We start from the raw sequence: 23,966 nt of genomic DNA on the forward strand, positions 1-23,966 counted from the left end.
GCATCGCGGTGGCGGGCGCGTGAGCGCCTTCAGGAACCAGTGAGTTCCAATGTCAAGTAAGAACGTAACCAGTCAAGTAGTTTCGGTCGATGAACAAGCATTCGAAAAAGCGAACGAAGCAGAGATCGACGAAGATGGCTTCGAGGTCGTCGATGAAACCCCGGAGTTCCAGGCGACGGTGCAGATGGAGGTGCAGGCGAAGGTGGATGCGAACCACCCGGACGGGATGGTCGACACTAGTGACGAGCGGATCTACGGTGCGACCCTCGAACAAGAAGAGCGTATTCGGGCGCGGGAAGCAGAGCTGGAGCGCATCAGTGCCCAGGCAGAGCTGGGGACGCAGGAAGGTCGGGAGAAGCGAACGCGAGACATCGCGGCGAAGCGGAGCGCTGAGCGGCGTGCTAAGTTCCAGAAGCGGGCGGCAAGCGTGAATCCGATGGCTGACCCGGAACGAGGCGATCCCCGTGCAGAACTCACGCAGGAGCAGTTGGCGGCGGTGAACACGCAGTCGATGCGGCTGGCCGAAAAGCTGGATGGCTGGTCGCGAGCAGCGATTGGTCGGCGGCTGGGTGAAGCCGTAGTCGGTGGGAAAGACCTGACGAGTGCAGTCGTTGGGGTGTTCGAGGAGTTGCAGACGGCGCCGGGACAGGTGGTTCCCATCGGGAAGCTCGAGAACGTCGATCGCAAAGAGGTGAGCATCGAAGGCCATGTAAGCGTGCTTTGGGAGCCGTCGAGTGCAGCCATTTCCCAAGTAGGCCTCATCGAGGACGACAGTGGGAAAACGAAGTTCACGAGCTGGAAAGCTTCGGATGCCCCCTGGATCGAAGAGGGTGAGCGCGTTCGGATTCACGGGGCAGCGAAGAACTGGTACAACGGGCGTGTCTCAGTAGCCGTCACTGGATGGTCGACCCTGCATTTCCCTGAGCGCGGCCGCTGGTGGGAATAGCCGGAGCAACGCACCCCTTTTTTGCTGGTGTGAAGCGGTCACCGCCACCTCCCACCACCTCCACGGTCCGGGCTGCTCACGGCGCTGGGAGCGCCGTTGCGCTGCCGGGCTTTCGCCATAGAGTAAACCCCCTGGTTGCTGTCCTACTGGGCGTTTGTTTGCCCCAGAGTGGCTGAGGGGCGTCCCGAAGAACGCATCGTCCCTCGTGAACATCATGGCTACCAGAGAGATCTACGAAACTGGCTTCGACGAAGACATCCAGACGGAATCAAGCGCTAACCAGTGTCCCGAGTGCGATGGTCGGGTCACCACTAACACGGTCGAAACCGTCTGCGAGGACTGTGGCCTCGTGATCGGCGAGAATCGAATCGACCACGGCCCGGAGTGGCGGGCCTACGACGATGACGAACGAGAACGAACGGGCGCACCACTCACCGCGGCACGCCACGACCGGGGCTTGTCAACCGAGATTGGTCGCAAAACCGATGCGAATGGCAACGAGCTCTCCGGTCAGAAGCGACGTCGAGTGGCTCGAATGCGCCGCGAACAGTCTCGCGGGCGATTCCAGTCGAAGGCCGAGCGAAACCTCGCACACGGCCTGGGTGAAGTTCGGCGAATCGCGAGCGTTCTCGGGTTCGCAGAATCGGTTCGTGACCAGGCGTGTCAGCTGTTCCGAAGCGCTCAGAACGAAGACCTGCTTCGGGGGCGATCGATTGAGGCGATAGCTGCAGCAAGCGTCTACGGGGCCTGTCGCTGTAACGGCCACTCGCGGCTACTCGACGACGTCGTCGACGCGGCACGCGTTGAACAATCGAGAGTCGCGAATGCGTACAAGACGTTGAATACAGAACTCGGACTACCGGCCCAGCCTGTTCGACCGAGCGATTTCATTCCCCGCCTCGCGTCAGAACTGGATGTTCCAGCGGACATCCGACAGCGAGCTCGGAGATTGGCTGAACAGTCGGAATCGACAGGAACAGCGTCGGGCGTCAAACCGTCGGCGTTTGCAGCCGCCTGTCTGTACAAGGCGGGTCGCGAAGAGGGACGATGGCTGACGCAGACGGAAGTCGCTGAGGCGGCGAGCGTTACTGCAACGACCATCCGGTCACATCGAGACACGCTGAGCGAATTGGCGGTCTGAAGACACTGTCTGCGAGTTTTCTCCTGGTTCGAGTTCGGCGTTGGTGGCTGAGATTTAAATACAGAGACGAGGGAAGGTGCTGCCAGACGACTCTATGACTGGACGCCAATCTGATTTTGAGGAACTACGACCCCTTGGCGAAGCGACTCACGTTCCCGACGACGAGCTTTCTGGGCGAGCAGAGGGACAGCGAAGGAAAAGACCCGAATCGTATCCAGATCGATCGAGATCGACACGGAGCAAGTGTTCTTCGTGCGGTGCTTCGATTCCTGCTAACCGTACCAAGTGTCGGTTCTGCCTCTCGAATCATCTGGATGGAACCAGTAACGACAGTCCCACCCCGGATACGGAGTGGACACTACTCCATGTCGTCCATCTGCTCGTTGAGGCGTCGACGTTCTACGCTGCCGTCGCGAAGGGTACTGCTGCGGCCACGCTCCTCACCAAGGTTGACAGGGATCCAACGGTTGACGACTGCCAGCTGATCTACGACCTCGATACGAAGCCTGCCGCACAGCTGACCGACAGGTGGCCCCCGCTCCCCGAAGCAGTTCGGGTCACCTCCGAGCGCGGTGAACAGCTACTCACAGTCGCTCGTGAGCGGACAGGAGGGACAGAGTCGACACGGTCGCAGCGTGAGGGGGCGCACACGACGTTCCTCTACGAGGAGGGAGGACGCGACGTTCGTGAGGAAGATCGACTTACAGCCCTACTTGAGAGCGCCGAGAGCGACGTCTGGTTGGTGTCAGCGATTGCACTTCAGCGAGCCGTCGACGACGAGCACTCAGAGGATCGTCAACCCAGTACTCCCTCGAAAACACGTCTTGAGTGTCGCAGCTGCGACCGAGCGACTGAGCATCAGTTCCAGGAGTTCGAATCTCTCCCAGATGACGAATGGTCTGGCCAGCCAATGTGGAAGTGTCAGGTATGTCAGTCGCCTCGTCACGGACCAACTCCTCAGTAGGATACTCGGTTGAACAACATCATAACCAACAGAGGATGTCTACACGAAAAGTTGTTGGTTAAGGCTGATGCAAGGCTTCGACGGGAGACATCAGCGTGTCTGCTTCGTTTTTCTGCGCCTGAAGTCGACGGAGGCGCACATCATGGATCCACGAGACACACCTGGCTACCAACTGCATCGCGCGCCCAGCAACCTCAACAGCATCGATATCGAGCAACTGGACTCTCCCGATTGAGAGCGAATCGCTGAGGCGACGACGCTTCTGGAACAGGTAGAGCTGCTCACTCGACCAGGTGCTCCGGAGAAAGCTGAGACCAAGGCCGATTCCTGAGGAAAGGCTCGGTCAAGCAGCATCGATCCATTTTTCTTTTCCAGCCATTTTTATTTAAACTCTCCGAGAGTGATAGGAGTGGCGTGCTGAGTATAGAAGGATGCACTCAACAGACCCTCAATCGGTTTCCACCGCATCTCAGTTGGTGGCCGTCACAGACCGATCCGAGTAGCTGTGAACTCTCTGCACTCTCTGTCCGGAGGTGCTCGATTTGTTACTCCCCGGGGCGCTACGCCTGCTTCTCGGCCCACTGGAGAAGCGGTTCTAACCGCTCACGCACTTCGTGCCCATCGTGGGTCAACGCGTACTCCACACGGGGTGGAATCTCGGCGTACTGCGTTCGCGAGACTAATCCAGCCTCCTCGAACTCTGACAGTCGCTTCGAGATCGTCGAGGAGCTGGCGCTCGTGAGGTGCGCTTCGATTTCGCCAAAACGAAGCGAGTCGTGGGCACCGACGATACTGACCAGTTGCATCGCGTACTTTCGACTCAACGTGTCGACCACGCCCGTCAGCGGACAGTAACACGTTCCGTCTACATCGCACGTCGGTTCCGGTGGAGATGTTGCGTCTGCCATTACTTCGTGGCCTCCAACTTACTCCATAGCTTCGGACTCCACAGTACAATAACTTCGCGTTGTAAACCGAATACACAATGGCTATCGACCACTCCTACGACCTCGTAATTCTGGGTGGCGGTGCTGCAGCGTTCGCGGCCATCACCGAAGCCGACCGCCGAGACCTCTCGACGGCGATGGTGAATACGGGACTGCCGCTCGGCGGCACGTGCGTGAACGTCGGCTGTGTACCGAGCAAGCACCTTCTTGAGGTCGGGAAGTCCGCGTTCGAACCGCCGCGCAACCCCTTCGACGCCGTGGCGTACGACGACGATCAGCCGAGGACTGACTGGGCGGCGGCGATTGACGAGAAAGACGGTATCGTCGTGTCACTCCGCGATCAGAACTACGTCGACGTCGCCGATCACTTCGGGACGGACATCTACGAGGGCTACGGACGCGTGGTCGACGACACGGCAATCGACGTGGTCGACGGCGAGGATGCCGGCACGACCATCGCGGGGGAGAAAGTGCTCGTCGCGACCGGCAGCTCGCCGAACATCACGCCGATCGACGGAATGGAGACCGTCGACTACGAGACCAGCGAGACAATCCTCGAGGGCCGTGACCGCCCCGAGAGCGTCGTGATGATCGGCGGCGGCTACGTCGCGCTGGAGTGGGGACAGATTCTGTATCATATGGACGCGGACGTGACGCTCCTCCAGCGATCGAGCCGCATGCTCTCGGGGATGGAGGGTCAACTCGGACGTGAACTCCAGCGATGCTTCGAGGATGAAGGGATCGAAATCGTGACCGATGCTACGGTCGATCGAGTGCGCGAGGAGAATGGAGACGCGTCCTCGGGCGGCGTCTCGGTCGACGTCACCGTCGGCAGGGAGTCGCGTACGTACACGGCCGACGACCTGTTCGTCGCCACCGGTGTCACACCCAACACGGACGACATCGGACTGGCGGAGATCGGCGTCGAGACCGACGACTCCGGAGCCATCGTCGTGGACGAGACGTTCCGAACGGCGAACCCCGACGTGTACGCCGCGGGAGATTGCATCGGTGAGCCGATGCTGGAGACCGTGGCCGCCAAGGAGGGCAACCACGCGGTAAAGAACGCGTTCGGGGATAAGGGCGCGACCATCGACTACCACGCCGTCCCGAAGGTGGTGTTCACGAGCCCCGAGGTCGCCGCGGTCGGGACGACCGAACTGGAGTACATGGACGAACACGGTACCTGCACGTGTCGAACGGTGGAGATGGACGACGTGCCGAAGGCGAAGGTCGTTAAGGATACGCGTGGGCTGGTGCAGGTCGTCAAGCACCACGAGACCGACGAGATCGTCGGCGTCCACATGGTCGGGCCACGGGCAGCTGACATGATTCCCGAGGCGACGCTGGCAGTCAAATTCGGCCTCACCGTCGATGACATCATCGACACGATTCATCCGTTCCCGACGTTCTCGGAGGCGTTCAAGCACGCCTGTCAGGCGTTCCGCCGCGACACGTCGAAAATGAGCTGCTGCGTCGAATAGGGGGTGTACCCCCAGACGGCGTGAGAAAAAGTAGGAGTCCTGCCTACGCTGAGTAGTTGCCGAACGCGTCTGTCACGATTCACTCCATTGCCGTAATCTCGCTCTACGTTCAGCACAGCATTAACCAACGATCAGCAACTGAGGATTTCAACTGAGCCTCGCGGTCGGGTTTGTTACCTACCCCAAGAGGTGCGAGGGCAGGAAAGCCCCCTCGAGGACTAACAATGGCAACGCTCCAAGCAGCGACGACGTCGACCGGCGCAGTCGTAACCGATGCACAGGCAGTCCGCCAGCTCTGTGAAGCACATTGCTTCGGGACCCTAAATTGGGAGGTGGACGAAGAAGGAGAGCTCATCATCTGGGGCTACGACGCATTCGAAGTCTACGAAACTCGTGAGGATGGACTCCCTGACTACGAAGGTGGTCTCATCACTCACGAATTCCTCCGAAAGCTGGCCAGCTATCTGGAACCCGGTGAAGAACTCAACATCCAGACCGCGGGGTACACGAAATGTCGGTTCCCGGTGCTGGCGAAGCGATACGTTGTTCGCGACAGCGAGGTCCTCCACGCTGACCTCAGGTCCCTCGATCCGATTGAGCAGTAGCTGTTGTTCATCCCCCAACGGAGTGCGGGGCGATCCAGCATACGCATCGCCCTGCGAGGTGATTGCAAATGGGCCACCGCGCACTCGTTGCGTACGAACGGACCGACGGCACGTACACACTTCACTACGCCCACTGGGGAGCGGCGAACCTCAAACTGAAGCACCGCATCACAGCGGCCACGCCATTCGGCGGTGACGACGCCGACTCCACGTGGGCGAAACAGCTGCTCGCAGAGTTAGTCGATGGCCTCGAGGCAGATGCCGTCGACAGCTACCTCGCCGGCGAAGATCGACCGTCGACTGTCGTCGAGCCAAAACCCCGTGCTACCGGCCTCACGCTCGACGAGATCGTCGCCGACCACCTCGACTACCTCCACCACGAGGCGTTTTTCGTGGTGTCGTCGACCTTCGAGGTGACCGCGTATCGGACGCTGTGGTTCGGCCTGCAGTACGACTCGGAGACAGTCGAACAGGGAGACACAGTCGGGAACGGCGCGCTCGCGACGGTGCGCTGGTACGACGGCGAGCCGGTCGGCGATGGCCACCTGCAGGGCCAGTTCCAGGCACTCAAGGACGTCGTCGGCGACATGATTGACAGGGGTGTGTTCACGCTGTCGACGGCGAGGCAGTATCTGAAACAGAAGCTGGCCGAACGCGTCGGAGAGCAACAGGAGTTGCGCATCCCGACTGGTGAATCACCGTTCGAGAAAGCGAGTCTCAGCGAGCCGTAACACCCATTCCTTAGTGGATACCAAGAAACACACAAGTATGTCAAATCAGTCTGAAGACGGCGTTCGTGTCTGGCTTGTCGAACGAACGTACTCCGATGACGAACAGAACCTGATCATCCTCACCTACGCAACGCCCGATGGCGAACAGTACTATCGGAAGGAACGGGCACTCACATCCTTCACCGACGTCCGAGATACGACAGCAGCAGTCGATACTGAACCCGGCAATCTTGGCACGGTTGACGATCCAGACCTCCAAGAGCAATACGTGACCGAAGCACAGCGAATGCAGGAGGCACACGATCCTGACGACGTAATCTGAAGTCCACCGGTAGACAACGCTGCAGGCCATGGGTTATGTCGTAGCAGGCCTTAGACGGAGATATGCGCGAACTCGTCTTCGCCCTCGAATACGAGCCGGGGTGCAACAAGGTGGCGGACGCCCTCGCTGACCACCCCGACGCCCGCGTCCGCTCACTCTCGCTGCACGCCACTGCCGAGCGGCTCTGGCGGGTCGATCACGCCACCGGGACCCCCGAAGCGCTCGACGCTATCGAGGACGCCTTTCTCACCGGCGACTACTACGCCGACTGTCTGGCGGCTGAGGATTGCGGCGCTACGCAGACCACCCGCGTCCTCGACCGCATGGACGATACGCTCATCCTCTACTCCGACTGGGAGCGCACCCCTACCTGCGCCTCAGTTCCCCACATCGCTCGCGACCACCTCGGCGACGGCGTGCTGTTCGAAACTCGTCACGAAGGTCGCCACTACACGTGGCGACTCATCCATTCCGGTGAGGGCGACGTGGCGGCGTTCTTTGACGCTCTCGAGGTCGCTGTCGGGGAGTGCGCCCAAATGGAGATGCTCCGCACAGTGGACACGACGACAGGGGCTGGGGGAAGCGACAGGACACCGAATGGGTTGCCCCCAGCCCAAGAGGCCGCTCTGCAGGCCGCCGTCGAACACGGCTACTACGAGTCACCCCGCGAGGTCGACGTCGGCGAGCTCGCCGAGCATCTCGACGTGCCCCGGTCGACGCTCACCTACCGACTCCGTCGGGCGGAGGAACACTTGGCGAAGCAGCACGTCGCCGGCGAGCGGGTCACGGAAGAACGGCTGGTATCGCGCTGACGCGGGGGTTTGGAATATTCCAACAAAGACATATCGAACTCCCGCACCTACCGTGAGTTGATGACAGAGAATCCGGATGCGGATACAGCGGGGCCGCCGAACGGCGGCGGGCAGCGACAAGAGCTGTCCGTCCGCCTCACCGTCCCCGAGATGGACTGTCCGTCGTGTGCCCAGAAAGTCGACAAGAGCCTTCAGCGCGTCGACGGCGTCGTCGACGCCACGCTCCAGCCGACCACCGGCACGGCAAACGTCACGTACGACCCCGACCGCGTCACCGAGGCCGACGTCGTCCAGGCCATCGAGAACGCCGGCTACGAAGTGGTCAACGGCGGCGGCGCAGAAGGGTCATCAAACGACGAGTTGGGGATTGCGCCCCCGTCGGAAGTCTGGACAAGTTCGCGCGCCATCAAGACGTGGATCGGCGCAGCGTTCGTCACACTCGGGCTGCTCTTCGAGTTCGTCCTCACGGGGCAAAACCTCGCCGTCGCAAGTGTGCTCGACTATCCCCTTCACGTTGCGGACGGGCTCTTCCTCGTCGCGATTGTCACCAGCGGCTACCCGGTCGTTCGCGGAGGCTACTACTCGGCAAAGAATCTGAGCCTCGACATCGACCTGCTAATGGGGACGGCCATCATCGCCGCGACCGGCATCGGCTACTTCGTCGAGGCCGCCACGCTGGCCGTCCTGTTCAGCATCGCCGAGTTGCTCGAAGACTACGCGATGGACCGGGCCCGGGACTCCCTCCGCGAACTGATGGAACTGTCCCCTGACGAGGCGACCGTCCGCCGCGACGGCGAAGAGGTGACCGTCCCCGCCGACGAGGTTGACGTCGGCGAGACAGTGATCGTCCGGCCCGGCGAGAAGATTCCGCTCGACGGCACCATCGTCGACGGTGGAAGTGCAGTCGACGAGTCCCCCATCACCGGAGAGAGCGTCCCCGTCGACAAGAGCGTCGGCGACGAGATCTATGCCAGCAGTATCAACGAGGAGGGCTACCTCGAGTTCGAGGCCACTGCGCCCGCCTCCGAGTCGACGCTCTCGCAAATCATCGAGATGGTACAGGGCGCACAGGAGAAAAAGACCGAGAAAGAGCAGTTCGTCGACCGGTTCTCGGGGTACTACACGCCGACGATCGTCGTCTTGGCGATCTTGACCGCCGTGCTGCCGCCGCTACTCATCAGCGGGAGCGCCACTGTCAGTCTCGCCGGCTTCTCACACACCTTCAGCGGAAGCTGGCAGACGTGGTTCATTCGTGGACTTACCCTGCTGGTGATCGCGTGTCCGTGTGCGTTCGTCATCTCAACGCCCGTCTCGGTGGTATCAGGTATTACCAGCGCCGCGAAAAACGGCGTTCTGATCAAGGGCGGCAACTACCTAGAAGCAATGGGCGAGGTCGACGCTGTCGCCCTCGACAAGACAGGAACGCTCACGAAGGGCGAACTCACCGTTACCGACGTCGTTCCGGTCGGTGACACTGATGAGGCGACGCTGCTCCGTCACGCCGCCGGACTTGAGCGCCGGAGCGAACACCCCATCGCCGCCGCGATCCTCACAAGTGCCGACAAGGCAGGCGTGGATGACCTGTCTGACCCGATGGACTTCGAGAGCCTGACGGGCAAGGGTATCCGCGGCGAGATCGACGGCAAGACGTACTACGCAGGCAAGCCTGCACTATTCGAGGACCTGGGGTTCGACCTCTCGCGAACCCGGTCAGCGACCGACGGCGGCGTTCCCGAGACGGACACGGGTGAGACCGCCAACCGAACATTCGCTGAGGACGCACTCGCCGCACTGGAGCGGGAGGGCAAGACGGTCGTCATCGTCGGCACGGAGTCGGAGCTACTCGGTGCGATCGCTATCGCCGACGAGGTGCGCCCAGCCTCGAAGCGAGCCGTCGAGCGCCTGCATGCGCTTGGCGTGGAGCATGTGGTGATGCTGACTGGCGACAACGAGGGGACCGCTCGCGCTATCGCCGAGCAGGTTGGCGTCGACGAATACCGCGCCGAACTCCTGCCCGACGAGAAGGTCGACGCCGTCGAGGAGTTGCAGGCAGAGTATGGCGACGTTGCGATGGTCGGCGATGGCATCAACGACGCGCCCGCGCTGGCGACCGCTGACGTCGGTATCGCGATGGGCGCGGCCGGCACCGACACCGCCCTCGAGACGGCCGACATCGCGCTGATGGGCGACGACGTCGGGAAGCTCCCCTACCTGTACGACCTGTCGCACACGGCGAACGGCGTGATCCGGCAGAACATATGGGCGAGCCTCGGCGTGAAGTTCCTGCTCGCGCTCGGCGTACCGCTGGGACTTGTGAGCGTCGCGCTGGCGGTGGTCGTCGGCGATATGGGCATGAGCCTCGGGGTTACTGGGAACGCGATGCGGCTCTCACGGATTGTACCCGAGAGTCTACGCAGTGATGCAGATCAGGAGACGGGAGCCTGAGTATTGCGTACCAGAAGAATTAACCAAAAGGTGGTGTCGACATTCGCACGCTCAAGCGTCCCCCATTTATGACCTGGAACAAACGTGACTTCGTAATGAAGCGTCGGGTCAAGTATAGACAACTGAACGAACCAGAAAAGCAGATTACACAACAACGAAAACAGACTGTGCTTCAATTCATCAGACGAATCTCAATTTTCGGGATTATTAGTGCGCTCTCCATCAACATGCTTCCGGTCGTCTCAGCGCATGGTAGCGAACACGCTCCGTCGCTTCCGCAGTGGTATGGGCTCGCAATATTGCTCGGTGGCGTCGGTATCGTGGGAACGTTCCTCGGCTTTTCCCGAGGAACTGATCTCCTAAAACCGGCACACACACTGGCTGGCATCTTTACTGGACTTGTGGTGGTTGTCGTTGGGGGAGGAGTAGTCATGCAACTCTCACAAATTGAAGAGTATTCTGCAAAGTCGATGGTGATTCCACACGAATGGTATCTCCCTCTCTCACTCTTTATTGGGTCATCGATTATCGTTCTGAGTGTGATCATTGGCCAGTTCAAGTGGCCTCATAGACCTCGATATGCCCTGCTCGGTACGGTATTAGGATTCTGGGTCACCTATCCAGCCATCTTCCGCGGGTCGAACGGTAGCACCCATCCTGTGGGTTATCTAACGGTCGTAAGCTTGCCGATTCTGATCGGATACATACTCTGGATAGATGGACGGCAAACGCTCCGTTTACTCTGGGCAGACGATGTGGCTCGCCGATTCGGGATGGGCGTTGGCACGTTGATGGCGCTCTTCTTCATGCTCTCCACGACTATGCTCTCGTTCGTTCCAGACGAAGGAGTCGGGGCGCTTTCGACGTTTTCGGTTGATACTGCGCCAATTGCTGAGCCGTTAGTGCTGTGGCCTTCGATAACCTATCTCGTTCCACAAATACCCGTGACAGGGATGATATCGGTGGGAACAGGACTCATCGTTTTCGTCTTCGCGCTTCTTGTCGGGGGAAATGCGGCCGCCGCAGCATATCAATTTAGGAATCAAATCGAAGCTCAATCAGCTCAAAGCTCAATCGGCGCAATGGCACTTGCCGGTCCGAACGTCTGCGTCTGCTGTGGGCCACTGATGGCCGAATTAGTTGTCGTTCTCGTTGGCCCATCGCTTGCTATGCCTATCTATTGGCTCTTCCTCGATCCATCCTCGCCAATAGGGTCGGTTTTCCTGGCCGGAAGCATTGTCCTGCTCACAGCAAGTTATCTCTATTCGGTTCAGAACCTTCGGATGGCAGATCAATGTCCAATTCCTTAGAAGTGGGTAGCCATAGCAGCTACGGCTGTTAATATGAGGTGAGACACCTCAGTACGGGTTTTACTGCACATCGGGGGCGTAGAGCAGCTTGCCAATGCGCTCAACAGACTTCGTCAGCGAGGAGTCGTGGACGAGTACAGTTGCTGCAAAAGGGACAACCACTCCGCTTGGGGTCGTGTTTAGTTAGTCGCATTAAGCCAGGTAGCGAACGCTTGGAGCCAGCTTTCAGCTGTTTCAGGGAAAACGTGGCTGAAGCAGTTTGAGAACGAAGACGTTCGGCGTTTCAGCTTGCAATTGTAGTTGGCGTCCTCCTCTGGCAGTTCAATCACCGGCGGAAGACACCCGATCCCCAGTAGTGTGTAGGAGCAAATCTCGTTATACGGTACTAGCTGGTTTTTCGGGGGCAGGAAGGACCGAGCCCCTTCGTAGGCTCATGATTCCATGACTGAGGAACTAGTCGACGATCCGTTCCACGACTGCGAGTTGGACCCCGACGCGGTTCTCGGGACACAGACTTTCGGAGATATCCTGTTTACAAGACACACATCGTCTCAATCAGCCAGGACAGTAGAGCCCGATTGCTCGGGTTGTCGGGCTGCTTCGACCGAGTAGATCAGAGTCCCAGCGAACAATACGAGACTCCCGACGATGAATAGCGCACTAAGCGGCGAGGCCGAATCGACGAACAGCCAGTAGAGAGGTGCCGCGATGGCCGGTCCAGCAGCAAGCACGGCGATCTTCGCGACGAGCGGGCCGCAGCACCCGCAGGTACACGTTCCAACGATTGCAGCGCCTCCCGCTGTGCTTTCTGTGAAGCCAGCCCGTTCTTCGACGCGCCAATGACGGGCGATGAGCGCGGCGTTCAACCCGATGAGCGCGCTCAACGTCCCGACGATGACCGCCTGCCCCGGTGAGACGGCAAGGAAGAAGGGAATATGTGGAATAGCGATTTCGAGCGTGGGCCACGTCACCAGTTGATAGATTGCGGGTATGACGACAATGGTCACTTCGTGTGGGAATCCTTTCTCGGGGAAAAACGAGAGGTAGCCCGTTATGGTGACGAAGAACAGTGCTAGTACGAGCCCGACACCGATACCGAACCGGCGAGCGACCGTGTCACGCAAGACTTCCTGAAGAATGCCTCCTGCGTCTTTCCAGATGACATATCCAATCAGAACAGGGGTACTCAGAACGATTGCGTAGCCGAGCGGATGCGTATCACTCGCTGGTCCTCGAATAAGGTAGGGATACGAGATCCAGAGTCCCATGAGAATCCCGACAAACGTATACCGAGGACGGCTTGGCCAGCGAAGCCAACCGACGACGAAGCTACCGGTCGAGATCAACAGGCCGGTCAAGAGCGCTAACGGTTGATACCATGACCGCGGAAACGGCATCGAACTTGCAGTATACGTCGGGTCTGGCGATAGTCCTTCGAAGAGAACGGCACCGAGCACAGTAATGACGATGCCGACAAACACACCGTAGAGTGCGGCTGTTGGCGAAATATAGTTCGTTCGCTTGAACATCGTCGTCCCAACGAGAACGACAACGCCGATGAAACCGAGGAGGACACCATGACCCTGTGTGAGTCCGGCGGTTGCGGTTGCCTCATGCGCAGACACGACGGGTATCTGTGAGAGTGTGAGTACGAAAATACCGAATAGAGACAGCGGGCGAATGGACCCACGCCGGTGAGACGTTCCACTGGCATGTTCATAAACTGCGGGCCGTCTTTCCGGTTCCATTGGTGGGTCTTTCCCCACGAATTACTTATACCTGATTGAGCGCATCGGACGACTTGGGGCTAAAGCAAGACACGGCTCCCGTATGAGGGTAGTCACCCGGGTTCTGATTTTCGTCGTGTGGGTGCATCAGTGAGGATGAAAGTACAAATCGTGCCAGTTGGTACGTTATCTAAACTGTTAGATAGATATAGGAAACTATTTGTTTAGAGGAGTCTAAACTTCTCCCATGGTGACCCCGAAAGTCGGAGATTACCTGAAGGCGATATACCGCCTTCAGGACGGAGACATCCCGGCCGCGTCATCCGAAATCGCGTCCGCGATAGGGGTCAAACCACCAACCGTGACGACGATGTTGCAGCGAATGGACGACGATGGTCTCGTACATTACGAGAGTTATCAGGGTGCTCGTCTCACCGAGCGTGGTGAGAAGGGGGCGCTCAAAGTGCTCCGCAACCATCGGCTACTCGAACTCTTCCTGACCGAGGAGCTCGGATACGATTGGGCAGAGGTACACGACGAAGCAGACGCCCTCGAACATCATCTGAGCGAGACGTTAGTCGAGCGAATCGAAATGCTCCTTGGGACGCCTGCTGTAGATCCACATGGAGAACCGATTCCTACTGCTGACCTCGAAATTCGAGAATGTGAGACACAGCAGTCATTAGCGGAGTGTCAAGAAGGAACGATTGCGGTCGTTTCTGAGGTGCGAGAAAGCCGCGCAGACGTTCTGTCGTATCTTGCGAACTCTGGGGTCTCGCTTGGAACGGAACTCGAAGTGGTCGAAACCGCGCCATTCGGGATGATCACATGCAAAGTGAGGACGACAGAGAAACCGCTCTCGCTCCCGACTGACGTCGCTGCAGACATATACGTATCACGGCCTGCTGAACCGGCCGAAAACGAACGCAGACAGTACAACGAGGCGTAATACATGCCTTCACAAGATTATTCACAAGCAGCAAAGTTGTCAGAGAGATTGGAGCAGCGACTAGTAGACTCGCTCGAATCGGATTTCAAGACCACTCGACGGGCAGTTCTCGGGGGGCTTGGTCTCGCAGGGAGCGCCGCTCTCACTGGAATCGGACGGGCAGACAGCGACGAGCATCATGGTCCAGGAGAGGACTCACACGGGAATTTCGGTGCAACCGGAGAATATAGCGACACAGACTTCGACCCACACGAATTCCTCTACCAGTTCAACACAGGCCGTGGTGAACAAGAGAACGTCCCGCAGGACGTCTACGAGGAGAACGGCCGAACCATTCGGGAGTTCACCTTCCAAGCGGTCGACACCACCGTTAGCATCGCCCCTGGCATCGAATTTCCGGCATGGGCCTACAACGGTCAGGTCCCTGGCCCGACGATTCGAGCCGTCGAGGGCGATCTCATCCGAGTGAAGTTCGAAAATCTCGGACGACACGCCCACACCATCCACCCGCATCTCCGGAACCTCAATCCGGAGATGGACGGTATCCCGCAGAATGGACCGGGCGTCCTCAATACGGGTGAGTCGTTCACGTACGAGTGGATCGCCCAACCCGCAGGTGTCCACTTCTATCACTGCCACTCGCTCCCGCTCAAAGAACACATCCACCGGGGGTTATACGGGGCGATCATCATCGACCCAGATCCGGAGCGTGTCGCCCAGCGACCGGAGGAGTACTGTGACTTCCACCGTTCGCAGATCACCGACGAACTCCGTGCGGAACTCGTCGCCGAGGCAAAGACGCGGAACCACGAGTACGCCGAGAACGACGCCGTCAACGAGATGGTGATGGTGATGAACGGCTTCGACACCAACTTCGACGGCGGAAACGAGGTGTATGCAGCCAACACGCGAGCGTTCGCCTACGGTGTTGGCGAGACGGACGGTCGAGGGAACTGGAAAGCTGGTGAGACCAAGCGCCCGATCCAGATCGATAAGAACCAGCGCCAGCGGGTGTATCTCATCAACGCAATCGAGTTCGACCTCATCAACTCGTTCCACACCCACTCGCAGTTCTTCGACTACTACGACCACGGAACGACGCTGCTGCCGACGAACCAGACCGTGGACACAGTCATGCAATGTCAAGCACAGCGCGGCATCATCGAGCTGGACTATTCGAATCACGATCCGGGACTGTACATGTTCCACGCCCACCAGTCAGAGTTCGCTGAACTTGGCTGGATGAGCTTCTTCGAGGTGGTCTAAATGAGCAAACCAAACACGGATGGCGGCACGACTGTGAACCAAACTGAGCGCCCGCTGGGACTCCCCAAGTGGGTTGCAGCACTGCTCCCGATCCTCCTGCTCGGACTCATCGTAGGTGGTTTCTTTGTGGCGACACCATTCGCGTCGCTCGACAACGGTGGTGCGCCACTCCCCGACGTGTCGGTGACGCATACGACCCTACCGAGCGAAGAGACCGTCGTCCTCCACGTCACGAATAACGGCCCTGACGAAGTGACAATCTCACAGGTGCTGGTCGCAGAAGCGTACTGGGACTACGATGTGCAGGGCGCAGGCGGTGATAACACACTCGCCCCTCGTGAGAGCGCACAGGTGGTCATCCCGTATCACTGGAACCCGGGCTGGGACCTCGAGGTGGCTCTGCTGCTCTCGGACGGTGCAACCGTTCACCATACCATCATCGCCCCCAGTCAGTCACCGGGCCTGACGACGGACCTGCTGGTGACGATGGCTGTCATCGGCCTGTTCGTCGGCGTCATCCCGGTCGCACTTGGGATGCTGTGGTTCCCATTCCTGCAGTCGATGAGTGACCGCTGGCTCCACGCGATTCTCGCCTTCTCGGCGGGTATTCTCGCGTTCCTCGCTATTGATGCCGGGTTCGAGGCATTCGAACTCGGCGAGCAGGTGCCGGGCGCGTTCGAGGGACCTGCCCTCGTCGCGCTCGGCATCATTGGCGCGCTTCTCGCGGTTCAGTCCGTCAGCGCGTGGCGACAGGGCCGTGCGAAAGCAGGTGATGCGCGTGCCCAGAGCGGCCTGTGGGTTGCCTATCTGGTTGCCCTCGGTATCGGTCTCCACAATCTCGCCGAAGGGCTCGCTATCGGGAGTTCGTTCGCACTCGGCCGTGTCTCACTCGGTGCGTTCCTCGTCATCGGCTTCATGCTTCACAACGTGACTGAAGGGCCAGCTGTCGTCGCACCCGTCGCACGTGGTGAGCGTCCGAACATCCTCCACTTCGTCGGTCTAGGATTCATTGCAGGTGCTCCGGTCATCCTCGGTGGCTGGCTGGGTAGCCTCGCCTTCTCGCCGACGCTCGGGGCTTTCTTCCTCGCCGTTGGCGTGGGAGCGATCCTGCAAGTCATCTGGGAACTTCGAGAGATGGTCAGCCGGAATGGACGTGTCGGTTCTGCGTTGAATCTCGTGACATTCCTCGTCGGACTTGTCGTGATGTACGTCACCGACCTCTTCGTCGCACTCTAAACCCCCCTGGACGAACCCTTATACAAGAGATGAATCGACGGCAAATGCTCAAACTCGGTGGAAGCACTCTTATAGCAACGGCAATCGCAGGTTGTTCGTCCAACAGCAACCCCGACGGGACGACGCGTGTCTCGATGAACGAAGACTTCGCGTTCGATCCAAAGACGGTCACTGTAAGCGCCGGCACAACAGTGAGATGGGTGAACGATAGCGAGGTCGGGCATACAGTGACGGCCTATGGGGACAGGATTCCCACGGAGGCAGCGTATTTCGCCAGTGGGGGATTCGAGTCTGAGAGAGCAGCACGAAACGACGTGAGTGGAGGGCTGCTCGCTACCGACGAGACGTACGAACACACCTTCGACATCACTGGGACGTACGAGTATGTGTGCATTCCACACGAAAGCTCAGGGATGACAGGCACTGTAACGGTCGAGTAGAGCTCTGAGCGGTTTCCCAGCCGAGCAACAGGATCTGTTTTTCGAGGGCTGAATTACTGAGCCCATTCAGGGCTTCGTGATTCAATGTCTGAACACCCATCGAACGATCCGTTTGAGGAGTGTGAGCTGAGCCCCGACGCGATTCTCGGCACTCACACCTTCGAAGACGTACTATTCACAGACCAGACAGACACACCCGTGAATGTGTTGACCGGTGAGACGCCAGCACATTCGTAAGCAAGCGTCGACGAAGCTCGAGCCTTCGCCGCCGGAATCGACAGTGACACGCCGCACATCGCACTCCCGGCATCAGTCGAAGCGCAAATCGAAACAGCAAGCAAACCGTACACAGCTGCTGCCTTCTTCCACTTCAAGGCGACCGGGTCGCTCAAGCGACATCGTGCGTACCACGCCGCCTACAACTCGGATACGTTCTCAGTCGAGTTCGAGGCCGACTACGAGAGCGGAGACCTGACGATCACCGTCGAGGAGGAGAGCTGCCAGTCGGAAATCGAGAACGTCTAGCCAGCACCGTCAGTACTATTTTTTGAGCGCCGGCGATGGATGCCGGCGCATCACGTAGTGACGTAGTGTGCAGTCGCGTGCGTCGGCAGACGAAGGTGAAAACCGATGCACATGGTCATATACACCCTGGTAGAGGCATCGACACAGAAGGACGCGTTGGCCACTGGGAAGACGGTGTTCGACCGGCTGGTGGGCGCAGACCCACATTCATCCGCCGTGTTCGACTACTACGTCTGCTTCGACGAGGAGAACACGACGGTTGCGGGCAAGGCTCGATGGGGCGATCTACCGGCCGCAGCCCCCGTTGACTCGGACGGTGGGCAGGCCCTACTCGACCAAGGGTGGGAAGCGACAAAAGAAGAATTCGAGCGCAATCTCGAACGCGTGAAGGAAGCCATCGACGACCTCTCCGATGAGGAAATCATGCGCGATGAGGACCTCGCTCGGCACGCGTTCCATCAAGTCGGCGCGTACGACGGTCCGTCGGTGTTCCTGTACGATCAGCACGCGACCGGCATCCGGCATCGCGAACAACTGGATCGACTCCTCGAAGAGAGTGAAGACCTCTGGATCGTCCCCGCCGACGTCCACTTCTAACCGATGCCCCGGATCACCAACTGGACACGAGAGAGCCGCACCCCGTCGCTCGCGTATCGAAACACCGAGACTGGAGCCCGAGCCGTTCTCCACCGTGCACCGGACTCTGACCGGTACAAGTGGCGGGCAGCAATCCTCGTCGACGGCTATCCGGTCTGGTCACGTGGCTTCGAGACGAAGCAGGCGAAAGTCTTTCGGGACGCTCTCCGAGACAGACCACTCTCTGAGCTGACCTGCCCTGAGTGCCCGAACGACGACGTTCTCGTCGGTGAGAAGGCAGCTGACGGGGCGAACGTACAGCGCTGGTTCGACTGCCCCGATTGTGGCTACGAAGCTCGCTCGAAGATCGTCTACGGCGCTGAACGCTGAGGTCACTGAACGTCCAGCGAGGGTGTTTTTCTGGGGCAGGAAGGGGTGGCCCGAGTCACACGGGCCAGATCCACAGATGAGCCTCGAAGTACTCAACCGTCACAGTGAGGCACTGTTCGAGTTCCTCTGGTGTCCCGTCTGCGGACACGAGGTGTTCAGCCACATCCCCTTCGAGGGCGTGTTCTGCAAGCACTGTAACACACAGGTGGAACTCCAAGAGTCGCAAGAAGATCGTGGCTACGAGGAAGCTGTCCTCGCCTGCTTCGATACCGACACGACCTGGAATCTCCACGTCGACGAGAAACTGCGCCGCGACCTGCCTGATGGGTCGGCGAGGGTGAAAATTTTCGGCGCACCGGGTGCCTACACAGTCGATTGGTGGAGTCCCGAACCCAGCGATGACTGGGAGCCGGTCAAGCGCGGTGAGTTCGACGACCTCGAGGAACCTGACGAGGTGGCGCACCTCGCATAGGCACACCCCAGAATTCCGCTCGGTAGTCGGTCGAATGGACCGTTGCAGAGTGGTCGTTTACGCTGTCTCGGCCTCCAGTCGATCAACGAGTCCGTCGCGGAACAGCTGTCGCGTTCCGTCGGGACCGGTGATGGTCAACACCGTCTCCTCGTACGGTGGCGTCACTGCGAGTTCGTACTCGGCGAACGCACAGCACTGCAACTCTGCCGAGATGAACTGCGCAGCTGCGATGAGCGCCTCGTCAGTTCCGTCGAACCGAATCGTCACGCCGTCTTCAGACTCTTCAAACCCGAGGTAGGTGGTGATGAGACGCGATCGGGCCTCCTTACTTCGCTCTCGCTCCTGTTCTTCAGTGAGCGTACATGCAACCTCTCGTGACGAGTCGTTTTGACTCATGATACACAATTACTTTGAATACGGCAGTGTTTATACTGTCAAGTCCGAAGTATTGCACCAAGTTCGGCGAATGAAAGCTATGGCAGAAACACCAGACTCGTCACCTGACGTCCCAGAGATACAGAACACCGAGACTACCTGCTACTGCCCTTTGGGCGGCGTAATGGATCTGCTCAGTCGGCGGTACGCGATGCAAGTGATCTGCGTTGTCGGCGCGATCGAGCCTGCGAGATACGGCGAGATCGAGGAGACCTTCGGCGAGGTGAGCAGTTCGACGCTGTCAACTCGTCTCGACGACCTCGTCGAGGCAGGGTTGCTCTCCCGCGAACAGTACAACGAAATCCCGCCGCGCGTCGAGTACGAACTCACCGAGAAGGGTGAGGAACTCCGCGAGCGACTCGACCCGCTCCTCGAATGGGCAGAGGAACAGGATGACGGCACCTAGCGCTTACCGCGAGCGGCGAAGCCACGTATTCTAATCGACAGCGTCGCAGCAATTCGCTCGCCCTGCGTGAAGTTCCTGTTGGCTTCGAGCAGCGTTACCGACACCGACGAACGTACTGTTCGTTGTCGATCGATACCGACGAGAGAAACGCACATGACCAGCCGTCCCGCCACATTCGCCTGTTACGTGCCCGACGGAATCGGGGATGGGGCGTCCGGCAAGAGCCATCCCGGAACAACTCGTGTCAGGACAACCATTCCAGTCAGTTCGACGAGCGTCTGCGTCACGACAACCGCCGGCGCGAGTGCATATCCCGACGGCAACGCCAGCGCCAGCGGAAGGATAACCAGCGAGTTCCGCGTTACGGATGTGAACACGAGCGCGCGGCTCTCACCGACGTCCATTCCGAGCAGTCCAGCAGCGAGTCGACCGAGCAGCGGCATGATGACGAGGAACGCCACGTACACCGGAACGACAGCCGCGATTTGCCCGATCGAATCCTGAACGCGCGGCAGCTGTGAGGCAATAACCACGAACAGCGTCACCCCCATCATGGGCACCGGCAACCAGCCCATCGTCTCCTGCCACGCTTCACCACGGTCCGATCGATCTGCCCAGAGTTCAGTCGCCCACGCGAGCGCCAACGGCAGTGCGATAATCACGACGAATGCCTCGATGAACGGGCCAGCCTCGATGAACTCGGCCACCTGCTGGCCCATGAACAGCCAGAGGTACAGCGGGAGCAACAGCAACTGAACGAGCATCAGTGCCGGCGTTGCGGCAGTGATCTGCTCGGCGTCCCCGTCCGCGAGGTCTGTGAACGTGATGACGTAGTCGATACACGGCGTCAGCAACACCATAAACGCACCAACGAGAATCACCGGCTCCTGGGGCAGAAATCGGGTGAGACCGAACACGACAACCGGGACAACCACGAAGTTCATCCCGAGCGCAGCCGCCATGAACCGGCCGTTCCGGAACGCCCGCCGAATCCGAACGAATGGGATCTCCAGAAACGTCACGTACAATAGCACCGCGAGGATGGGGTTGATAAGCGGTTCTAGAATGGAACTCGCGCCCGGTAGTCCAAGACCGACCCCAATCGCGATGAGGACGGCGACAGCGTACACTCCGACCTGATTGTGCTGAATCCACTGTTTCGAGAGTCGTGTCATAGAGCAGTTACTGTCGTTATTGAATTGTGGTTTCGAGGGAGATCAGTAGTCCAAGAACCACCAAGGTGGGTGCGCCAACGTAGCGAACCAGTCGTTGACCGTCTGGGTCACTGTCGGGATATCGAGCAGCGGCGCTTGGGTGAAGCACGAACAGCAGTCCGGCACCGACGAAGAACCACCCCAGCTCTCTCATTATAGCTAATCTGGGACGACAGGGGTAAGTTCGCATCGATAGTTCTCCCGTGGCTGTCAATGCTCGATCCCCCCAGAAGGAGGACTAGTTGCTTCCCGAAATGAGGTCCATAACGGAAAGGCGCTGATAATTTGCCACGACCTATCAAGTGTAACGTCGGTGCCAACCATCAGCTATTGCCGAGGACGATCATGCTGTTCGAGAGCCTCTCGAATCTCGGCGAGCGTGCCGTTCGTGGTGTACTCATCGATCCACTGCTGGTGATCCTGGTCCCGTCGGGCCTTCTCGAGGATATGCTCAGCGACTTTGGCTACTGCGAACCGCTCTTTCGCCCGCTGTGAGGAGTTGCAGACCGGACACTCATCTTCGACGGCAGTAGTCATGCGTAGTGTTCCTCCAGATAGTCGACGATATCGCCGCTTTCGTACATCGTGACGCCACGCTGATGGTCAACCAAGAACGGAATCTGATCCTGTCCACCTAGCGTTCGGAGTTCGTCGTGAGTCTGTTCGTTTCGCGTCTCACCCGCAGCGGTTCGGGGATTGTGAATGACGTACGAGACACCGAACTCGGTCAACGCTTCACGGACTTTTTTCGAGTACCCACAGCCCTCTGCTTGGTAGAGTTCGAGCATGGATACAGTGAATTAGGTTTCTGCTGGGAGCTGGTCGTTGATCGCCTCGACGATGAGGTTCAGGTCAAGGTCAGCTCCATGCACCTCTTTGTCCCAGATCGTCTCGCCATCGGCGGTCACGACGAATACCCCACCGTGGCCAGGGGAGAGGGTGACCCCGTCCAGATCCTGACCAAACTCGGTTAGAAGCCGCGTCTGGGTTTCAATCGCGGGCTCGAGCAATCCACACGGCACGCAGTATTCGATTTCGATTGCGGTCATACCTACTCTCTACTCGGAACGGAATCGCCGTAAAGCTAAGACAAGGGTATCCTAACCGGGTTAGCGCGAGCTAACCAGGCTCTTCTCAGTCAGCGGTCGTGACCGATTCACCACTCGTCGACACTGTGTGGCGATCCAGCGCCCACCCGAGCACGCCACCGTAGACGAGGTGCAGGACAAGCGTGGCAACCGCGATCTTGGGCGTGATCGCCATCCCGAATAGTCCCCAGCCGAGGAACGGCAGGAATGCGACCTGCATCAGGACCCAGAGACCAACACCGAATGCGAGGCCTTTCCCGATCGTCACGGGGCGCGCAACTCGTGCGAGAAGCGCGCCGAAGACGCCACCATAGCCAAGATGGAGTCCCACGGCGAGTAGCATCAGCATCGGCTTCGGGAGGCCGCTTCTGAAGAGGTGCGCAACCACCGCCTTTGGAATTGGCTGGGGCATCGGAGAGTTCCCGGAAATCAGCGCGAGGAGCATGAGGATTGACATCGCGATTGTCGCGACGACACCGTAGCCGAACCCCGCTCGGAGTCTATGTTGGGTCACACTCGAAGAGACCGTAAGCGACCAAATAAGGCTAAGACAAGCCCTAACTGACGGACTCAGTGATCCACACCAGGTGAGCGCGACCTAACCGAGTCGGCGATCGATTGGATGCCAGACAGCGTCGAAATCAGTCACCAAGACAAGGAGTCCCATCGCTCCAAAGAGGACGCTGAGATTCTTCCAATCCGGCCCGACGTACAATATCGCCACGAGCATCACCGGTATCAGGGAAACAGCCGCGAGTCGTTCCCCAATGCCGATGAAGAGGAGGACAACCGCTCCCACTTCGATGAGGCCGGAGACGATGACCATCGCTGCAGGAGCTGAAATCCCAATGGCTTCGAAAAAAGAGACTGAACTCCCGTAGGTGACGACCTTACTCAGGGCCGGTTTCGCGACGAGAGCAATGAGGACGAGCCGAAGCCCGGTGTGAACCCACTCCGGGACGGACTGCCGTACCGACTCGATACGATCAACATACGGACGTTCCATAATGGGCAATGTCCAAGAACCCGAATAAGCGTCAGCGAAGCTCGCACTGAGGAGGTACGGTTTCCAGATCAACTTAGGTATCCCTACCGGGTACTGGACAGTGATTTAGTAATGAAATAATATTAGGTCCAATTCCAGTACCCCTAGAGACGAATGAGTAGAGCAATCGAAGACGAAGAGTGCGTTGCGTCGTGGTGCGCTGACGACGACTGGTGTACGGTGACGTGTACAGCCCACCTCATCGGGAAGAAATGGCATCCGGTGATCGTCCACCGACTGCTTGCACATGGCCCGCTCGGGTTCAATGCGCTCAAAGACGAAATCGAATCGATCTCCAGTACCGTGCTTTCGAGCAGTCTTGAGGATTTGGAAGACAATGGCCTCGTGAATCGAGCGATCGTGAGCGAGAAACCGTTTCGGGTGGAGTACTCCCTGACCGAGCAGGGTGCCTCGCTCGAACCCGTTATCAAGGCAATGGACGCCTGGGGAGAAGACTATCTCAAAGAGACGTCTTGTAGCTGAGACCGAT

General features: G+C 59.1%; 28 protein-coding genes and 3 pseudogenes. 21 read left to right on the plus strand and 10 right to left on the minus strand.

The features are described from left to right. Nucleotides 1-49: 49 nt before the first annotated feature. The 4 genes and pseudogenes from NDI79_RS21130 to NDI79_RS23685 all read left to right on the plus strand — a co-directional run bounded on the left by NDI79_RS21130 (nucleotide 50) and on the right by NDI79_RS23685 (nucleotide 3,382). A complete protein-coding gene (locus NDI79_RS21130) occupies nucleotides 50-946 on the plus strand; it encodes a DNA-binding protein (RefSeq protein ID WP_310930668.1) in 897 nt (298 codons plus the stop codon). Nucleotides 947-1,160: 214 nt separating this feature from the next. Then, the gene (locus tag NDI79_RS21135) at nucleotides 1,161-2,087 is read left to right on the plus strand and encodes a transcription initiation factor IIB (protein ID WP_310930669.1); all 927 of its coding nucleotides are present in this window, start codon (nucleotides 1,161-1,163) and stop codon (nucleotides 2,085-2,087) included. 94 nt (nucleotides 2,088-2,181) lie between these two features. Then, the gene (locus NDI79_RS21140) at nucleotides 2,182-3,051 is read left to right on the plus strand and encodes a biosurfactant protein 1 (protein ID WP_310930708.1); all 870 of its coding nucleotides are present in this window, start codon (nucleotides 2,182-2,184) and stop codon (nucleotides 3,049-3,051) included. 142 nt (nucleotides 3,052-3,193) lie between these two features. After that, nucleotides 3,194-3,382 (plus strand): annotated as a pseudogene (locus NDI79_RS23685) (DUF8012 family protein). A 229-nt stretch (nucleotides 3,383-3,611) separates the two neighbouring features. On the opposite strand, the gene NDI79_RS21145 reads toward NDI79_RS23685, so the two are convergent. Beyond that, complete coding sequence (locus NDI79_RS21145) at nucleotides 3,612-3,959, minus strand: winged helix-turn-helix transcriptional regulator (protein ID WP_310930670.1); 348 nt, start codon at nucleotides 3,957-3,959, stop codon at nucleotides 3,612-3,614. A gap of 77 nt (nucleotides 3,960-4,036) precedes the next feature. Between NDI79_RS21145 and merA the strand changes: the two genes are divergently transcribed. From merA to NDI79_RS21180, 7 genes are all read left to right on the plus strand, one after another. Beyond that, the gene (gene merA, locus NDI79_RS21150) at nucleotides 4,037-5,482 is read left to right on the plus strand and encodes a mercury(II) reductase (RefSeq protein WP_310930671.1); all 1,446 of its coding nucleotides are present in this window, start codon (nucleotides 4,037-4,039) and stop codon (nucleotides 5,480-5,482) included. Between the two features lie 224 nt (nucleotides 5,483-5,706). Beyond that, the gene (locus NDI79_RS21155; RefSeq protein WP_310930672.1) at nucleotides 5,707-6,087 is read left to right on the plus strand and encodes a hypothetical protein; all 381 of its coding nucleotides are present in this window, start codon (nucleotides 5,707-5,709) and stop codon (nucleotides 6,085-6,087) included. Nucleotides 6,088-6,155: 68 nt separating this feature from the next. After that, a complete protein-coding gene (locus NDI79_RS21160; RefSeq protein WP_310930673.1) occupies nucleotides 6,156-6,818 on the plus strand; it encodes a DUF6735 family protein in 663 nt (220 codons plus the stop codon). Nucleotides 6,819-6,855: 37 nt separating this feature from the next. Further along, nucleotides 6,856-7,140 carry a DUF7967 family protein gene (locus NDI79_RS21165; RefSeq protein WP_310930674.1) on the plus strand — a complete coding sequence of 95 codons (285 nt, stop codon included), beginning with the start codon at nucleotides 6,856-6,858 and terminating at the stop codon, nucleotides 7,138-7,140. Nucleotides 7,141-7,202: 62 nt separating this feature from the next. Beyond that, nucleotides 7,203-7,952 (plus strand): helix-turn-helix domain-containing protein, encoded by a 750-nt coding sequence (locus tag NDI79_RS21170; protein ID WP_310930675.1) that lies wholly within the window; start codon nucleotides 7,203-7,205, stop codon nucleotides 7,950-7,952. Between the two features lie 60 nt (nucleotides 7,953-8,012). After that, nucleotides 8,013-10,397 (plus strand): heavy metal translocating P-type ATPase, encoded by a 2,385-nt coding sequence (locus tag NDI79_RS21175; protein WP_310930676.1) that lies wholly within the window; start codon nucleotides 8,013-8,015, stop codon nucleotides 10,395-10,397. A 68-nt stretch (nucleotides 10,398-10,465) separates the two neighbouring features. Then, the gene (locus NDI79_RS21180; protein WP_310930677.1) at nucleotides 10,466-11,707 is read left to right on the plus strand and encodes a hypothetical protein; all 1,242 of its coding nucleotides are present in this window, start codon (nucleotides 10,466-10,468) and stop codon (nucleotides 11,705-11,707) included. Between the two features lie 179 nt (nucleotides 11,708-11,886). On the opposite strand, the pseudogene NDI79_RS21185 reads toward NDI79_RS21180, so the two are convergent. After that, a pseudogene (locus NDI79_RS21185) lies at nucleotides 11,887-11,997 on the minus strand (IS6 family transposase); the annotation flags it as partial. 261 nt (nucleotides 11,998-12,258) lie between these two features. After that, nucleotides 12,259-13,455 carry a hypothetical protein gene (locus NDI79_RS21190; RefSeq protein ID WP_310930678.1) on the minus strand — a complete coding sequence of 399 codons (1,197 nt, stop codon included), beginning with the start codon at nucleotides 13,453-13,455 and terminating at the stop codon, nucleotides 12,259-12,261. Between the two features lie 226 nt (nucleotides 13,456-13,681). On the opposite strand from NDI79_RS21190, the gene NDI79_RS21195 reads away from it, so the two are divergent. The 8 genes and pseudogenes from NDI79_RS21195 (at nucleotide 13,682) to NDI79_RS21230 (ending at nucleotide 19,288) form a co-directional block, all read left to right on the plus strand. After that, nucleotides 13,682-14,383 carry a metal-dependent transcriptional regulator gene (locus NDI79_RS21195; RefSeq protein WP_310930679.1) on the plus strand — a complete coding sequence of 234 codons (702 nt, stop codon included), beginning with the start codon at nucleotides 13,682-13,684 and terminating at the stop codon, nucleotides 14,381-14,383. Between the two features lie 3 nt (nucleotides 14,384-14,386). Next, the gene (locus tag NDI79_RS21200) at nucleotides 14,387-15,649 is read left to right on the plus strand and encodes a multicopper oxidase domain-containing protein (protein ID WP_310930680.1); all 1,263 of its coding nucleotides are present in this window, start codon (nucleotides 14,387-14,389) and stop codon (nucleotides 15,647-15,649) included. Next, the gene (locus NDI79_RS21205; protein ID WP_310930681.1) at nucleotides 15,650-16,885 is read left to right on the plus strand and encodes a ZIP family metal transporter; all 1,236 of its coding nucleotides are present in this window, start codon (nucleotides 15,650-15,652) and stop codon (nucleotides 16,883-16,885) included. It begins immediately after the preceding gene. Between the two features lie 134 nt (nucleotides 16,886-17,019). After that, nucleotides 17,020-17,325 carry a plastocyanin/azurin family copper-binding protein gene (locus tag NDI79_RS21210; protein ID WP_425499645.1) on the plus strand — a complete coding sequence of 102 codons (306 nt, stop codon included), beginning with the start codon at nucleotides 17,020-17,022 and terminating at the stop codon, nucleotides 17,323-17,325. Nucleotides 17,326-17,409: 84 nt separating this feature from the next. Further along, nucleotides 17,410-17,850 (plus strand): annotated as a pseudogene (locus NDI79_RS21215) (DUF8025 family protein). 105 nt (nucleotides 17,851-17,955) lie between these two features. Further along, nucleotides 17,956-18,447: a DUF7995 family protein gene (locus NDI79_RS21220; RefSeq protein WP_310930683.1), complete on the plus strand. Its 492-nt coding sequence runs from the start codon at nucleotides 17,956-17,958 to the stop codon at nucleotides 18,445-18,447. Nucleotides 18,448-18,450: 3 nt separating this feature from the next. After that, entirely contained in the window at nucleotides 18,451-18,816 is a 366-nt protein-coding gene (locus NDI79_RS21225; protein ID WP_310930684.1) for a DUF7568 family protein, read from the plus strand. Between the two features lie 76 nt (nucleotides 18,817-18,892). Continuing rightward, nucleotides 18,893-19,288 carry a DUF7567 family protein gene (locus NDI79_RS21230; protein WP_310930685.1) on the plus strand — a complete coding sequence of 132 codons (396 nt, stop codon included), beginning with the start codon at nucleotides 18,893-18,895 and terminating at the stop codon, nucleotides 19,286-19,288. A 57-nt stretch (nucleotides 19,289-19,345) separates the two neighbouring features. Here NDI79_RS21230 and NDI79_RS21235 read toward each other — a convergent pair whose 3' ends face one another. Then, a complete protein-coding gene (locus NDI79_RS21235) occupies nucleotides 19,346-19,684 on the minus strand; it encodes a Zn-dependent oxidoreductase (protein WP_310930686.1) in 339 nt (112 codons plus the stop codon). A 79-nt stretch (nucleotides 19,685-19,763) separates the two neighbouring features. Here NDI79_RS21235 and NDI79_RS21240 point away from each other — a divergent pair, with 79 nt between their 5' ends. Next, nucleotides 19,764-20,129 (plus strand): winged helix-turn-helix transcriptional regulator, encoded by a 366-nt coding sequence (locus NDI79_RS21240; protein ID WP_310930687.1) that lies wholly within the window; start codon nucleotides 19,764-19,766, stop codon nucleotides 20,127-20,129. A 182-nt stretch (nucleotides 20,130-20,311) separates the two neighbouring features. Here NDI79_RS21240 and NDI79_RS21245 read toward each other — a convergent pair whose 3' ends face one another. The 6 genes from NDI79_RS21245 to NDI79_RS21270 all read right to left on the minus strand — a co-directional run bounded on the left by NDI79_RS21245 (nucleotide 20,312) and on the right by NDI79_RS21270 (nucleotide 23,437). Continuing rightward, nucleotides 20,312-21,304: an arsenic resistance protein gene (locus NDI79_RS21245; protein ID WP_310930688.1), complete on the minus strand. Its 993-nt coding sequence runs from the start codon at nucleotides 21,302-21,304 to the stop codon at nucleotides 20,312-20,314. Between the two features lie 366 nt (nucleotides 21,305-21,670). Then, on the minus strand, nucleotides 21,671-21,880 hold the full coding sequence (locus NDI79_RS21250) for a hypothetical protein (RefSeq protein WP_310930689.1): 210 nt from the start codon (nucleotides 21,878-21,880) through the stop codon (nucleotides 21,671-21,673). After that, entirely contained in the window at nucleotides 21,877-22,131 is a 255-nt protein-coding gene (locus NDI79_RS21255) for a glutathione S-transferase N-terminal domain-containing protein (RefSeq protein WP_310930690.1), read from the minus strand. Before NDI79_RS21255 ends, NDI79_RS21250 begins: the two co-directional genes overlap by 4 nt. A gap of 12 nt (nucleotides 22,132-22,143) precedes the next feature. Further along, on the minus strand, nucleotides 22,144-22,392 hold the full coding sequence (locus tag NDI79_RS21260) for an Rdx family protein (RefSeq protein WP_310930691.1): 249 nt from the start codon (nucleotides 22,390-22,392) through the stop codon (nucleotides 22,144-22,146). 85 nt (nucleotides 22,393-22,477) lie between these two features. Continuing rightward, nucleotides 22,478-22,945, minus strand: a complete 468-nt coding sequence (locus NDI79_RS21265; RefSeq protein WP_310930692.1) for a DUF6789 family protein — start codon at nucleotides 22,943-22,945, stop codon at nucleotides 22,478-22,480. Nucleotides 22,946-23,029: 84 nt separating this feature from the next. Next, nucleotides 23,030-23,437 (minus strand): DoxX family protein, encoded by a 408-nt coding sequence (locus NDI79_RS21270; protein WP_310930693.1) that lies wholly within the window; start codon nucleotides 23,435-23,437, stop codon nucleotides 23,030-23,032. A gap of 153 nt (nucleotides 23,438-23,590) precedes the next feature. On the opposite strand from NDI79_RS21270, the gene NDI79_RS21275 reads away from it, so the two are divergent. Then, entirely contained in the window at nucleotides 23,591-23,959 is a 369-nt protein-coding gene (locus NDI79_RS21275) for a winged helix-turn-helix transcriptional regulator (protein ID WP_310930694.1), read from the plus strand. The last annotated feature ends 7 nt before the right edge of the window (nucleotides 23,960-23,966 follow it).

The organism is Halogeometricum sp. S3BR5-2 (genome assembly GCF_031624635.1).
Lineage (GTDB): Archaea > Halobacteriota > Halobacteria > Halobacteriales > Haloferacaceae > Halogeometricum > Halogeometricum luteum.

Coding starts and splice junctions, on each gene's coding strand:
- NDI79_RS21140 (WP_310930708.1), top strand. CDS start 2,182: ATGACTGGACGCCAATCTGATTTTGAGGAACTACGACCCCTTGGCGAA.
- NDI79_RS21210 (WP_425499645.1), top strand. CDS start 17,020: ATGAACGAAGACTTCGCGTTCGATCCAAAGACGGTCACTGTAAGCGCC.
- NDI79_RS21205 (WP_310930681.1), top strand. CDS start 15,650: ATGAGCAAACCAAACACGGATGGCGGCACGACTGTGAACCAAACTGAG.
- NDI79_RS21245 (WP_310930688.1), bottom strand. CDS start 21,304: ATGACACGACTCTCGAAACAGTGGATTCAGCACAATCAGGTCGGAGTG.
- NDI79_RS21195 (WP_310930679.1), top strand. CDS start 13,682: ATGGTGACCCCGAAAGTCGGAGATTACCTGAAGGCGATATACCGCCTT.
- NDI79_RS21235 (WP_310930686.1), bottom strand. CDS start 19,684: ATGAGTCAAAACGACTCGTCACGAGAGGTTGCATGTACGCTCACTGAA.
- NDI79_RS21180 (WP_310930677.1), top strand. CDS start 10,466: ATGACCTGGAACAAACGTGACTTCGTAATGAAGCGTCGGGTCAAGTAT.
- NDI79_RS21160 (WP_310930673.1), top strand. CDS start 6,156: ATGGGCCACCGCGCACTCGTTGCGTACGAACGGACCGACGGCACGTAC.
- NDI79_RS21240 (WP_310930687.1), top strand. CDS start 19,764: ATGGCAGAAACACCAGACTCGTCACCTGACGTCCCAGAGATACAGAAC.
- NDI79_RS21170 (WP_310930675.1), top strand. CDS start 7,203: ATGCGCGAACTCGTCTTCGCCCTCGAATACGAGCCGGGGTGCAACAAG.
- NDI79_RS21255 (WP_310930690.1), bottom strand. CDS start 22,131: ATGCTCGAACTCTACCAAGCAGAGGGCTGTGGGTACTCGAAAAAAGTC.
- NDI79_RS21130 (WP_310930668.1), top strand. CDS start 50: ATGTCAAGTAAGAACGTAACCAGTCAAGTAGTTTCGGTCGATGAACAA.
- NDI79_RS21260 (WP_310930691.1), bottom strand. CDS start 22,392: ATGACCGCAATCGAAATCGAATACTGCGTGCCGTGTGGATTGCTCGAG.
- NDI79_RS21165 (WP_310930674.1), top strand. CDS start 6,856: ATGTCAAATCAGTCTGAAGACGGCGTTCGTGTCTGGCTTGTCGAACGA.
- NDI79_RS21275 (WP_310930694.1), top strand. CDS start 23,591: ATGAGTAGAGCAATCGAAGACGAAGAGTGCGTTGCGTCGTGGTGCGCT.
- NDI79_RS21145 (WP_310930670.1), bottom strand. CDS start 3,959: ATGGCAGACGCAACATCTCCACCGGAACCGACGTGCGATGTAGACGGA.
- NDI79_RS21250 (WP_310930689.1), bottom strand. CDS start 21,880: ATGACTACTGCCGTCGAAGATGAGTGTCCGGTCTGCAACTCCTCACAG.
- NDI79_RS21225 (WP_310930684.1), top strand. CDS start 18,451: ATGCCCCGGATCACCAACTGGACACGAGAGAGCCGCACCCCGTCGCTC.
- merA (WP_310930671.1), top strand. CDS start 4,037: ATGGCTATCGACCACTCCTACGACCTCGTAATTCTGGGTGGCGGTGCT.
- NDI79_RS21200 (WP_310930680.1), top strand. CDS start 14,387: ATGCCTTCACAAGATTATTCACAAGCAGCAAAGTTGTCAGAGAGATTG.
- NDI79_RS21220 (WP_310930683.1), top strand. CDS start 17,956: ATGCACATGGTCATATACACCCTGGTAGAGGCATCGACACAGAAGGAC.
- NDI79_RS21175 (WP_310930676.1), top strand. CDS start 8,013: ATGACAGAGAATCCGGATGCGGATACAGCGGGGCCGCCGAACGGCGGC.
- NDI79_RS21190 (WP_310930678.1), bottom strand. CDS start 13,455: ATGGAACCGGAAAGACGGCCCGCAGTTTATGAACATGCCAGTGGAACG.
- NDI79_RS21270 (WP_310930693.1), bottom strand. CDS start 23,437: ATGGAACGTCCGTATGTTGATCGTATCGAGTCGGTACGGCAGTCCGTC.
- NDI79_RS21135 (WP_310930669.1), top strand. CDS start 1,161: ATGGCTACCAGAGAGATCTACGAAACTGGCTTCGACGAAGACATCCAG.
- NDI79_RS21230 (WP_310930685.1), top strand. CDS start 18,893: ATGAGCCTCGAAGTACTCAACCGTCACAGTGAGGCACTGTTCGAGTTC.
- NDI79_RS21155 (WP_310930672.1), top strand. CDS start 5,707: ATGGCAACGCTCCAAGCAGCGACGACGTCGACCGGCGCAGTCGTAACC.